Source organism: Planococcus salinarum (assembly GCF_007004625.1).
Lineage (GTDB): Bacteria > Bacillota > Bacilli > Bacillales_A > Planococcaceae > Planococcus > Planococcus salinarum.
This window is the reverse complement of record NZ_ML660049.1, coordinates 1-12080: the sequence shown is the minus strand read 5'-3', so window position 1 is coordinate 12080 and position 12080 is coordinate 1. Positions and strand designations below refer to the sequence as shown.

Annotated in this window: 10 protein-coding genes and 1 pseudogene; 2 read left to right on the top strand and 9 right to left on the bottom strand. The window is 44.5% G+C overall.

From position 1 onward, the window contains the following. Positions 1-6 precede the first annotated feature (6 nt). The 8 genes from DIJ65_RS00055 to DIJ65_RS00020 form a co-directional block, all read right to left on the bottom strand. Positions 7-360 (bottom strand): hypothetical protein, encoded by a 354-nt coding sequence (locus tag DIJ65_RS00055; protein WP_071152084.1) that lies wholly within the window; start codon positions 358-360, stop codon positions 7-9. After that, positions 357-662 carry an antibiotic biosynthesis monooxygenase family protein gene (locus DIJ65_RS00050; RefSeq protein WP_117299850.1) on the bottom strand — a complete coding sequence of 102 codons (306 nt, stop codon included), beginning with the start codon at positions 660-662 and terminating at the stop codon, positions 357-359. Before DIJ65_RS00050 ends, DIJ65_RS00055 begins: the two co-directional genes overlap by 4 nt. 134 nt (positions 663-796) lie before the next feature. Further along, positions 797-1126, bottom strand: a complete 330-nt coding sequence (locus tag DIJ65_RS00045; protein ID WP_117299851.1) for a hypothetical protein — start codon at positions 1124-1126, stop codon at positions 797-799. Positions 1127-1245: 119 nt separating this feature from the next. Then, positions 1246-2397, bottom strand: coding sequence for a YeiH family protein (locus DIJ65_RS00040; RefSeq protein ID WP_117299853.1), 1152 nt, complete (start codon positions 2395-2397; stop codon positions 1246-1248). Positions 2398-2547: 150 nt separating this feature from the next. Next, positions 2548-3243 carry a response regulator transcription factor gene (locus tag DIJ65_RS00035; RefSeq protein ID WP_117299855.1) on the bottom strand — a complete coding sequence of 232 codons (696 nt, stop codon included), beginning with the start codon at positions 3241-3243 and terminating at the stop codon, positions 2548-2550. A gap of 22 nt (positions 3244-3265) precedes the next feature. Continuing rightward, a complete protein-coding gene (locus tag DIJ65_RS00030) occupies positions 3266-6547 on the bottom strand; it encodes an ATP-binding protein (protein ID WP_117299857.1) in 3282 nt (1093 codons plus the stop codon). Between the two features lie 296 nt (positions 6548-6843). Continuing rightward, entirely contained in the window at positions 6844-8511 is a 1668-nt protein-coding gene (locus tag DIJ65_RS00025; RefSeq protein WP_117299859.1) for a diguanylate cyclase domain-containing protein, read from the bottom strand. A 93-nt stretch (positions 8512-8604) separates the two neighbouring features. After that, a complete protein-coding gene (locus DIJ65_RS00020; RefSeq protein WP_185959453.1) occupies positions 8605-10308 on the bottom strand; it encodes a sensor domain-containing protein in 1704 nt (567 codons plus the stop codon). Between the two features lie 269 nt (positions 10309-10577). Between DIJ65_RS00020 and DIJ65_RS00015 the strand changes: the two genes are divergently transcribed. Continuing rightward, positions 10578-11333 carry an NRDE family protein gene (locus DIJ65_RS00015; protein ID WP_117299862.1) on the top strand — a complete coding sequence of 252 codons (756 nt, stop codon included), beginning with the start codon at positions 10578-10580 and terminating at the stop codon, positions 11331-11333. A gap of 111 nt (positions 11334-11444) precedes the next feature. Next, on the top strand, positions 11445-11879 hold the full coding sequence (locus DIJ65_RS00010; RefSeq protein WP_117299864.1) for a hypothetical protein: 435 nt from the start codon (positions 11445-11447) through the stop codon (positions 11877-11879). Between the two features lie 83 nt (positions 11880-11962). Here DIJ65_RS00010 and DIJ65_RS16740 read toward each other — a convergent pair. Then, positions 11963-12080: pseudogene (locus DIJ65_RS16740) on the bottom strand (IS30 family transposase); the annotation flags it as partial.

Below are 12080 nucleotides of genomic sequence, written 5' to 3'. Positions count from 1 at the left end.
TCTTGCTCATGGCTGTTGCAACAGCGCATTCGCTTTTTCCAGGCAAGCCAGCATGAACGTCTCTTCTTCCGCTTCCACTTTGCCCGGCAGTATTTTCATCAAACGTTCAAAATTATCGACTATCAAATCCGTTTCTACACCACGGCTCCGCAGCACCGACTCCAGCCACGTCGTATACTCCAGAAAAATGGCCTCGTCTTCCATTCCAAAGGCGGTTTCCAAGTGGTCCAGGTGATGATGATTATCCTTTTCGGTATGGATGAACCCCTTTTCTCCGAAACGCTCCCATAACTTCGGATGCGCGTCATATATACTCTTTGCCGTTTCAGCGGCAATCAATTGTTTGGTTTCAGTTTTCATTCGGCAACTACCTCATATTGGCGCACCGTAGGAATGATGCCCGCAAGCTCCTGATCCGGATAATTCTTTTCCATGTCATGGATCTCCTTGAACTCCTGGCTCTTGACCCAGGCAAGATACGCTTGCTTCGATTCCCATTCCATGTGAACCGTCAGCTCATGCCTTTTCTTCGTATTCTGGATCAGCTTGAAGGAAAGAAAGCCTTCATTTTCGTCAACCCGCCTTGACCGCTTGCGGTAAATATCGATCACTTCGTCGGTCTTTTCCGGAGACACCACTACCGTAGAAGTCACAATATACATTTTTTGGCACCCCCGTTTTCTAAATTTGATTATAAAAGTATAACATTACGGCTGGCGAATTAAAAGAACGAAGCTGATGCGGCGGCTTTGTTCAGCACAGCAAAAAAGCCCTCGCATCCGCAAAGGCTCCTCTACTACATATGAAACGAATCCTCATAAATCGGTTTGACGTGAAGATCGTAATGATTTTTGACTTCCTCAATCGGATAAATACTGCCGGCTGATTCCGGTCGCTCCAGTTTCTCGACATGCTGCATGACTTGGTCCGCGAAATATTTGCCGGCTGCGACTTCGTTCGGATATTGCTCACGTGCCTTCGTGACGAACTCTTCATCGATCGTCTGATTGAACGCGTAATACAAGGCCGCATTGATGATGGTTAACGTATCGCCTGAAACGTTCGAAACGATATAATAATTGCCATAGTCATCCTTCAGCAGATCCCGTTCAGCTTGAATATCCATGAAAATCCCTCCCAGTCTACTCCATCCATACCCCGCGAAGCGTGTCCGGAAACGCTGAAATCCTCTTCCTGTTTCCGGAAACGGCGTTCAAAAGTCAAGACCGCTTTCCATTGCATCCCTTATACAGCCACCAGATCGCCAAACAATGCAATCAGCAGCAAACTGACCGAACCGACAGCAATGGCCGCAACCAACCCGATATAAAACGGGGTGATGCCCATTCCTTTGAATACCCGCAGGTTCGTCGATAGCCCGACACCCGCCATGGCGAGCCCAAGCATATACGTGGAGCCGAACGAACTCCAGAAGCTATGGAATTCCTGCCACGTTCCAGGAGAGAAAAGGCCAAACGCCTGCCCGCCGGAAGCAGCAGTTGCATCGCCAACCGACCGAAGCAGGGACATCAGCAAAAAGCCCAGGATGAATAACGGGAACAACTTATACCATTTCGGCAATTCACCTGCACCGTCTTCACCATTTTTGAGGCGGTTGTGGAAAAACAGATAAGAAACAAACGGTATGACCGCAATGATGAAAACATTGCGGGTCAGTTTCGTGATGGTGGCGACATCGATGACTTCGTTCGCATCGTATACTTGTGCATATATCAGTGCCGCTCCGGTGACCTGGGCGGTATCATGGATGGCTGTGCCGAGAAACAAGCCCGCTTTTACGGGATTGTCGGCAAAAAAGAAATGCGCAAGATAAGGATAGAACAGCATGCCGATCAAGCCGAAAATCGTAATATTGGCGACGGCATAGGAAATTTCATTTTCCCGCGCTTTGATGACGGGTGCCGTTGCCATGATGGCGGTGATCCCGCATATGCCTGTACCGGTCGCAATAAGGGTGCCCAGCCGGTTCGACTGATTCAATTTCCGGGTAAAATACAGGGTAACGAAAAGGCCCGTGGTGATACAGGCCACAATCAGCGGCAGGCCCCATGCACCCAGTTTCAATGCCTCCCCCAGACTCAGCCGCAAGCCAAGAAGAATGATGCCTGCGCGCAGGGCGTATTTCACCGCAAAATCGATGCCGGCTTCAAAAATTTCCGGTATTCCAATGAGATTGCGAATCACGATTCCCAATAGGATGGCAGTGAAAATTCCGGAAATTGGGCTGGCACTCCCTTCCGGCATGATTCCGCCTGCAACCAAAAGGATGCCGATCTGGCTGGCTGCGTATATGCCGGCGACCATGACGCCCGCGCTGAGCAACAAGCCCCACACTGCATTCAGGCCAATTTTTAATGATTCATTATTTTTATCCATAGCAAAATCTCCCAAGCATAACATTTACTTTCTTAATAATACCATCCGCAAAAGGGGCGTGGGAGACCGGATGAAAAAGTACAATTGATCTGTAAGTTGCAAAAATTCATAATTTCAAAACAGAACCCTGCGATTACCAATGCCAGGTGCTTATTGTTTTGCGAATTTGTAGCCAAAACCTCTCACCGTCTGGATATATATGGGTTTTGCCGGATCTTTCTCGACCTTTTTTCTTAAGTTGCTGATATGGACTTTGACGGTCTGTATCTCACCTTCAGAATAATATCCCCATACTCTGTCGTACAGTTGTTCAGCTGTCCATACCCTGTTCGGATTTTGAGCCAACAGTAACAGGAGTTGAAATTCTTTATGAAAAAGTTTAACTTGCTTTCCTTCGATATACAGCTCCCGTTCGTCCAGGTGTATATGCAAATCATCGATTTTCAGAACTTCCAGACTCTTCCCTTCATTCATCTTCCATCCATTTCTTCGTAAAATCGCACGAATTCTGGCCTCTAACTCCTTAAAGTCAAAAGGTTTGGTAATATAATCATCAGCCCCCGCTTCCAATCCTTCAATTTTATGATTCATATCCTTCAGATAACTTACGAACAGGATTGGTGTCTTGGCAAGCTGACGAATGCGCTCACATGTTTTCAGTCCGCTGATTCCCGGCATTTCTATATCCAACAGGATCAAATCCACTTTTTCCTTTGCTACTAAGTCCATTGCTGCAAAGCCATCCTCAGCGTCGATGACATTATAACCTTTCTTTACAAGGTACAGATGGATCAGCTCGCGAATGCCTTCTTCATCTTCAACAACCAGTATAGTAGCTCCGTTCATATTATCTCCTCCTTGGAATCAGTCATTTATACAAAGGCAGAGCTATAAAAAACGAACTGCCGACCCCTACTTCACTTTCTGCCCAAATTTCCCCCTTATGGGACTGAACAATTTCCTGCGCTATCGCTAAACCAAGCCCACTGCCTTTTTTATCGGATTCATTATCAACCTTAAAGAATCGATCAAAAATATGTGGCAATACTTCTTCGGGTATCCCATAACCAGTATCGGAAATAGTGATGGTCACTTCTCCGTGGGGTTGTTCGGAATCATCCTCCTCATTGTCTATGGGATGGATGCAGATTTCAGTTGAAACAGTTATCTTTCCGTCCACAGCAGATGTGTTTTTGACTGCATTCCACAGAATGTTCGAGAACACCTGATCCATGCGGTCAATATCGATTAAAACGTGATAATTTTCTGTATCCGCAACTTGTTCTCTCGAGACGGAATATTCAAAAATTCTGCCACTTTGGGAAATGTCTGCTTCCATCTCCTTGATTAACCTTTGCAGCCATTCATCAATATCCATACTTTCAAAACGCAAAGTCATATTTCCGGATTTGTATTTTCCAAGTTCCACCAAATCCTCGGTCAACCTCTCCAATAACAAGAGTTTTTTATGGATCATATCCAGATAACGGGGATTTTTTTCATCGATCAGGCTTTCTTTCACCGCCTGGATATAACTATGAATTAATGTAATTGGTGTACCTAATTCATGAGAAATGGAAGAAAGCATTTCGTTTCTGGATTTTTCAATTTCCTGAATTTCATCATTTACGGTAACCAGGTTCATATTGGTGATTTCCAATGCCATTGTTTTTTCTTTAACATTGCGTTCTAATACGTAATTCATATTTGTAATTTCCTGTGTCATGGTTTTCAGGTTGGCCAAACTGTCGACACGCAGCAAAAACTCTTCTTTGTCACATGGCTTTATCAGATAATCGTTTGCTCCGGATACAAAAGCGTCCATTTTTTCTTGCAACCCCATTTTTGTGGACAGCATGAGAATTGGCACTTCAGTCAATATGAATTTCTTGCGAATTCTTTTGCACAGTTCATTGCCATCCATATCGTTCAATGTTCCACCCAGAATGACTATATCAACTTGTTGCGTCTCCAACGTTTTTAATGCTTCCAATCCAGTTCCCGTTCCTGATACGATATAATCTTTCTTTTGAAGCTGCGTGATCAATATACTGCGGTCTATAGGTTCTTTTTCCACCACAAGTACATGGACTCTCTTACCGCTCCTCAAATTTAATGACGGAGACTCTGGTAATTCTTCTACACTGCTTTCTTCTATAAAGGAGTTATCGTCTGCATGACTATCCTCCTTCTCTTCAATGTGGGCAGGCACCGTAAAGGTGAAAGTTGTACCTTCCCCCTTTGCCGACTCCGCTTTTAACCACCCACCGTGAAGTTCGATCAGCCGCTTGCTGATATGTAGGCCTATCCCAAGAGTTTTGCCTTCCCCGTTTTGGTGCGGTTCGAAAAGATTCTTGATCCTTTCCGGTTCAATTCCATGTCCAGTATCCCTCACGGTGACAATAATTTGATTTTCTGTTTTTTTAGTGGAAACCACTATCTCTCCCTCATCCGTTTGCTTCATGGCGTTGTCAATTAAGTTATAGAGAATTTGTTGTAATCGGTATGGATCTGCAACCGCCTGCGGCAAATTTTGGGACAGCGTTCCGTAAAGACGGATATTTTCATCTTTAAGCAAGGGCCTGCATACTTCCAGTACCTCTTCAACCAACTGATTGATGCTTACAGGTTCTACATGGATATTAAAAATGTTCTGTTTGATTCTTGAAAAATCTTTAATATCATTGATTTTTTGAGCTAATTTTTTTCCATGGTCAATAATAAGATTCAATTGCTTTGATTGAACAGCATTCAGCCGGGTATTGCTTTCTTCCTTGAGGGATTCAGCTATTCCAATCATCCCGTATAAAGGGGTTCGCAGACTGTGCGCTGTAACGTCCAATAATTCATTCTTATTGGCATCAGCTTGTTTCAGGGATTCAACTTCAAGTTGCAGCCGCTGCAGCGTTTTCTTTTCCCAATTTTCCATATCTTTTGCTTTTTTTCTTTCTTTAGCAGCAAGAGCCAACGCTGAAAACAATACTCCGACAATTGCAGTCAGCGAAAATAATGTTTCATAATATTCAGTCAGCGGAATCCAAGCCAGATACAACATTCCATACAAGATAAGACTTACCAGCAATAGAACCATTGAAGATATATGGAATTTGATAAATTGATATTCACTCTTTCTGCTGGTGACAGTCACCAATAATATGTTTATCAAGGTAACCAGGGCGATTAAATATAAGGAAACACTTGCAAAGGTGAAGGATATAAACTGAAAAATGGCAAAAAGAACAGTTGCGGTAAAAGTATATTTGAAAATTCTCCTTGCTTTCGACTCCTTATTCGCTTTTCCCAAAATGGAGCCGGTGTAGAGCATTGCAAATATAATGCTTAATCCGAGTGTCAGCAGCATTACATTGCTGCCCGCGGGTGCAAGTGGCGGGAACAGATTCAGGATGCTGTAATTTGACATTAAATTTATTGTAGTTAATACCGATAGAATAAAAAGAAGTAGATATAAATAAACTTTTTGCTTCCTTTTATAAAAATGATATAAATAATAGACAGCAATGAAAATTACCATACTTATAAAAATTCCCAGGCTGATCAAAGATGCCCGGACTGAATTTTCGTAAGAGGTTTGATCCCATATACTTAATGGAAGCTGGAGCGGGCCATTTGCCTCCACTTTTAAATAAAACGTATCGGAAGTTACATTTTCCGTTTCCAGATCAAAAACAATATCATTAATTAAGAAATTTTGATTGTCAGGCGATTCTTGTGACCGATAGACCGTTTCTGTAAATCCTCCTGAAGCGAGTGGAGAGTAGAAGACAGCAGACCTTACCGAATTATGCGGCAACACCAGAAGCCAATTATTATTGCTGTTTCTACTGTCGACAAGAAATTTAACCCAGATATTTTGATCAAAAAAACCGATATTAATGACATCCTGTGATACCGGCATAAAACTCCAGTTTAAAGGCAGACTGGCTACTTCCTCTACTTTATATTCCCCTGCATTATCGTTAAGCACCGAAACTTTACTGCCTATTTTATATTCCCCTTCTGATTCTTGTAAGTTGATCCCTTCTACCGGATCGTATTCTGTATTTCCTTCCGTGTTGAAAAAAATGAAAATAATCAAAATTGTTGATGCGATATTCAGGACAGGCTTATATTTCAACAAAAAAGCCTTCATTCCTTTCACCTCAATTTCAATTTCAGAAGATAGAATAGAAAGCTGATTTTCTATCACCGGTTATTGCGGAAATTACTATTTTGATGCATCCACAATTTTTGAATAGTAATATTTTTTTAAAAAAAGATTTTATTTTACATTTTTTTCATAATATGTGGGTCCAGCAATTATACACATCATACCATTAAGCACATAAAAAGTGAATATTTTTATTTCTGAAAATTCAAATAACACTTTTATCCTATTTTCTTCATTTTATTTTATCGCAAAAAAATAAACCGCAGGAAGGCGCAGCCTTACAAACGGTCTTTTTCAAAATTGCGGTTCTTAAGATTTTTTTCTTCATACATCGCTTTGTCGGCTTTTTTCAGAATCGAGGATAACGTGGACTCCCGGTCCGGCATCGTCATGCCGATGCTGGTGGATACTGCCAGAATCGCATCATCCAATTCCCAGGGCAGCATCATCGCCCGCCTGATCCTCTCCACTACCACCATCGCTGATGCCGGTGAATTGATGCCCGGCAGCAAAATGATGAATTCATCTCCGCCAAGCCGGGCAGCCAGATCTCCTTTATATGTCCCGGCCTTCAGCCGCTTGCCGAATTCCCGGATGACTGCATCGCCTGTTTCGTGTCCCCATTTATCATTGATTCCTTTGAATTTGTCGATATCCAGCAGCAGGACGGCGAAATTGTTGCCGGTGCTGTGATAGTCCGTTAAGGCGGCTTCCAGGGATTCCTGGAAAAAGCGGCGATTCGGCAGACCGGTCAACGGATCGTGATAAGCCAGATACTCCAGTTTTGTTTCATAACTCTTCTGCAGGGAAATATCGCGGACAATCATGACCATATGGCTGTAGCACCGATCTTCATCAAAAACCGGGGTGCCATACAATTCCGACCAGATCCATTCACCATTTTTATGGCCGACACGGACCCGCAGTTTGCAAATATCACCGTTTTTAATGGATTTACTTAATGTTTTGTAAAGCTCTTCACAATCTTCGGGGTGAATATTATGAAAAGCTTCTTTCTCTTTATATTCTTCAGGGGAATAGCCGAAAATAACTTCCAGAGAGGGGGAAATATACAGATATTCTTTTCGGTGATTGATCAGAATGATGACATCGTTGGCATTTTCCGCAATCACACGGAAGTTCTTTTCACTTTCGATATACAGTTCGACCATCTGGTCCAGTTCGCGCATATCTTTTATGATCAGATAAAACCCGGTGGTCACTTCCCGTATTTTAATGGGGATGAATTTTACAAGAACCCCGAGCCTCGAGTTGTTTTCCTGATTGATTGTGATACGGAAATTCGTGTAGATGCCATTTTTCGCCTTGCGGAAATTATTCAGTGTTTTTCTGCGGTCCTCCGGGACTACAAAATCGAGCACGCGCCGGCCGCTCAATTCATCTCTCGGAATCTCGCTGAGCCTGCGCACTCCCGGGTTCGCCCCCCTGATTTCGCCTTTCAGGTCGAGTATGAGAATTGCATCTGCATTCTGTTCGAATAGGGAATGGTAAAAGGAGCGGCTCTCTTCAAGGCTTTTCCATGCTTCCATGCTCTCCTGTTTGGCTTCCACTTCATTGGTGATGTCCTGGACGATACTGAAGATATGGGTGCAAACGCCCCCTTCATCCAGCATCGGAGTGAGACGGGTTTTCGAATAGCGCAAATTTCCTTCCGGATCAATGTAGCTGTCCTCATAAACAACAATGCTGTTTGCAGCCAGCGCTTTTTGGTATTGGGAACAAACCAGGTCCGCCAGTTCCGGGGATCGCGTTTCAACAAACGTCTTCCCGATTGCCGACTCATCCATTTCCGTTCTCTGCATTGCCGCCTGGTTGAGGAATTCATAAAAGAATTCGCCGTTTGCCACGCGGACAATAAAGACCATTTCCTGAACCCCATCCATTAACGCCTTTTCAAAAGATAATGCCGCAATCCCCTGAACCATATAACTGACCCCCTTGCCCCTGCTTCTCTCTATTCACGGTTTATGTTTTATTATTCTTATACAGTTTAACAGGTTCTAAAATAAAATAAACCTTTAGTCCCACGGAATTTGAATATTTTTTTTGCCGCCAAATAGCTCATGCTGCAGGTATTTCGTTTCAAAACCCTCTACCCTCAAGGGTTTATCATAATAATAGCCTTGAAAAACCGTACAGGAATGTTTTTTGAGAAACTCTACTTCCTCGGGTCTTTCTACCCCTTCCGCCAATAGCTCGCATTGGATGCTCTGCGCGAGTTGGATCAAGGATTTGAGGATCGCTTCGGACTTCGCATCTTCTCCGATTTTTCTGATGAAATACCGGTCAATTTTGATTTTATTTATCGGGAATTGAGTCAGGTAGGAAATCATCGAGAAGCCTGTGCCAAAGTCATCGATGGCAATGGAAATCCCTTTTTCCCTGCACAATTCCAAATTCCGCATCGTTGTCTCCGAATAAGCCATTTCCGCATGTTCCGTCAGTTCAACTTCGAGCAGGCCCGGCCGAATGCCATACTGCTCCATAAGATTGAAAAATCCTTCAAAAAATACCGGATTTGCCAGCAGCGACGGTGTCATATTGATCGCTGCCTTGACATCCCATCCGTAACGCGCCTCCCAGTCTTTGATCATCCTGAACACGCCGTGGAGCAGGTGGGTCGTCAAATGGGCAATGGTTCCGGATTGTTCTGCCACTTCGATGAATTCGAGCGGCGACAACTCCCCCAGCACCGGATGGTTCCACCTGGCAAGAACTTCGATTCCTGACAGATTGATGCCGCCTCCTGAAATCTGTGGCTGTACAGTGAAATAGAATCCGGAACCCTCCAGGCTGCTCATCAGACTCTTTTCGATCAATACCCGCCGCTCCCGGTTCACGTTCATTTTCGGACGGTAGAATGAATACGAAGGACCTCTGTTTTTCTTCGCCTCGTACATTGCTGTTTCAGCAAAAACGACCAGTTCCCGCAGCCTGCCTGTATCAAACGGGATACAGGCAATGCCGATGCTTGCCGATACATAAGCAGTCTGGAAATCAGCCAGCACGAACGGCTCCCGGAAGATTTCGAGAAGCTTTTCGGCAAACTCATCCAGCCTTTCAGCCGGTTCCGATTCGCGGACCACGATAAACTCGTCCCCTCCGAGACGGCCAATATGGCAGCGGCTGTCCGCCAGTGTCTGCAGCCTTTCGGCAACACTGACGACCACTTTGTCACCCGAGCTGTAATTATAGAGGGCATTAATAAATTTCAAATTATCCAGATTTATATAAAAAAATGAAAACTTCTTTCCCTGCTGCTTAAGTGACACGGCAATCTCGGTCATCTTCCGGCGGTTCGGCAGACCGGTCAGATCATCCGAATATGCAAAATCCGTCAGTTTACCCTCGAGCCTTTTCTGCTGATCGATGTTCTGAAAAAATATGGCCATGCCGCCCCGCTTCAGAGGGATCACCTTAATATGGAACCAGGCATCAAAAACCCCCAAATATTCATCAAACTCTTCACAGGCTTTCGTTTGAAGGACGCGTTGATACTGTTTTTCAAGATTGCTCCCCTGCAAATCCGGAAACACTTCACGGACACTTTTCCCGAGGATTTCAGACCGCCTCATGCCAATGGCATTTTCTGCAATTTCATTTATGTAATCAAATTTCATGTATTCATCCAATAGATAAAAACCGTCTGTCATGCTTTCCAGGACAGTCTCAGCTGTAATCGATCCAATGCCTCTGTCTGCCAACGGCGTTTTGCTCTCCACTTTTGCACTCTCCCATATCTCCTGCGAGAATTCTGTAGTCATCTTATTAAGAAATTTATCGTGAACAGCCATTATATACCTAAAAAAAGGTAATTAAAAAGTTAATATTGCCTATTATCAGCATCGGCTGTTATATTCACCTCAATCCCCTTTTTTCAAAGCCCCGATTTTTCTCCTTCACTTTTCAGTTTACAATGACACCGAAATTCATCGGACTGTCAACAGCGCGCTTCCTTCTATATAATAGGAGCAAAAAGGGGACCGCGCATATGTGCTTAATCATTTTTCAATACAGACAGCATCCAAAATATAAACTGGTTGTCGCTGCCAATCGCGACGAGTTTTACGGGCGTCCTGCCAGCGAAGCGTCCTTTTGGGAAGACCACCCTGATATCCTGGCCGGCCGGGACCTCCAGCAAATGGGCACCTGGCTTGGGGTGACCCGGTCCGGTCGCTTTGCTGCACTGACCAATTTCCGGGACCCTTCCCTTCCGGAACAGGGGAAAATTTCCCGGGGAGCGTTGGTGAGGGATTATTTGGCCGCTGATACTCCGCCCAACCATTTTCTCGAATCGCTCAATCCGGAGGCCTATACCGGGTTTAACGTGCTGCTCGGTGATTTGGATAATCTGTATTATTACAGCAACCTGCAACAGGAACTTGTAAAAGTTCCTCCCGGCACACACGGTCTGAGCAATCATTTGCTTAACACGCCCTGGCCGAAAGTGGTAAAGGGCAAAAGCCGGATGGAACAGTATTTAAAGAGAGCCCCTGAAGTCGACCCGGATGAGCTGTTCGAACTCTTACGCGATTCTGAACAGGCTCCAGACCCGCATCTGCCGGTTTCCGGTGTCGGACTGGAATTTGAACGCATCCTGTCCCCCATCTTTATCAAGACTGCGGAATATGGCACACGATCAGCGACAGTTCTGCTGGTCGACTATGATGACAATGTCACTTTCGCGGAACGGACCTATGACAACGAGGGTTTATCCAACCAGCAGTCTTTTCAATTTACTGTTTGAAAGTGCCCCTGAACCAGAAGCGATTTCCAGAATTATGAAACCTAACATGCGGTTGTCCGTATAGCTCTGTAAGGATGAATTTCAATTCAATCTTTCCAGGGAGGGCTTTGCGTGAAAAGATTTCTGTATTATTTTATCTGGACGTTGGTTATCGGTTACATTGTTTATTTGGGCACATTATGGCACGGCCAGATTATCGAAACAGCCCGAGCGAATTTCGAGCTGTTGCGGCCGCAGCTGTTTCTTGCATTATTCCCGGTGGCAATCGGCCTGCTGCTGCGTTTGCCAAAATTTTTACTGGAAAGGACCGGGCAGATGAAACGGGGATTCGATTGGTTAAAATTCCTCGCCGTCGGCTTGCCTTCGCTGTACGTCGTAGTCATGACCTTTTTGCCGTTCACATCAGTGGCAGTTCCGATTCCGGCATTCATACCGGCAAGCGGAAACACGATTTCCACCATGACCACCGTGGCGGGTGTTGTATTCGGTTATGTATTGCTGGACAGCTTCCATAAGACGGAAGAAGCTGCCTCAAAAGAAGTTTAGATTGCAAGCGGCTATCACTTAGGAGAATGGCCTGTGGAATCGGTCCCTGTTAGTTTTGACGCATTTTTCCTCATGATAGTTTGTCAAATTAAGTGCAACACTTCGTCCATGAATGCTTCGTTTGCTGTTCGCCACTTCAAGCATTTTCGTGGCCGGTTATTGATTAGTCGGAGTGCTTCGTTTAATTCTTCTTCACTGATG

What these genes read in the sequence shown, in the direction of transcription:
- DIJ65_RS00055 (WP_071152084.1), bottom strand. Translation starts at nt 360, where the DNA reads ATGAAAACTGAAACCAAACAATTGATTGCCGCTGAAACGGCAAAGAGT.
- DIJ65_RS00050 (WP_117299850.1), bottom strand. Translation starts at nt 662, where the DNA reads ATGTATATTGTGACTTCTACGGTAGTGGTGTCTCCGGAAAAGACCGAC.
- DIJ65_RS00045 (WP_117299851.1), bottom strand. Translation starts at nt 1,126, where the DNA reads ATGGATATTCAAGCTGAACGGGATCTGCTGAAGGATGACTATGGCAAT.
- DIJ65_RS00040 (WP_117299853.1), bottom strand. Translation starts at nt 2,397, where the DNA reads ATGGATAAAAATAATGAATCATTAAAAATTGGCCTGAATGCAGTGTGG.
- DIJ65_RS00035 (WP_117299855.1), bottom strand. Translation starts at nt 3,243, where the DNA reads ATGAACGGAGCTACTATACTGGTTGTTGAAGATGAAGAAGGCATTCGC.
- DIJ65_RS00030 (WP_117299857.1), bottom strand. Translation starts at nt 6,547, where the DNA reads ATGAAGGCTTTTTTGTTGAAATATAAGCCTGTCCTGAATATCGCATCA.
- DIJ65_RS00025 (WP_117299859.1), bottom strand. Translation starts at nt 8,511, where the DNA reads ATGGTTCAGGGGATTGCGGCATTATCTTTTGAAAAGGCGTTAATGGAT.
- DIJ65_RS00015 (WP_117299862.1), top strand. Translation starts at nt 10,578, where the DNA reads ATGTGCTTAATCATTTTTCAATACAGACAGCATCCAAAATATAAACTG.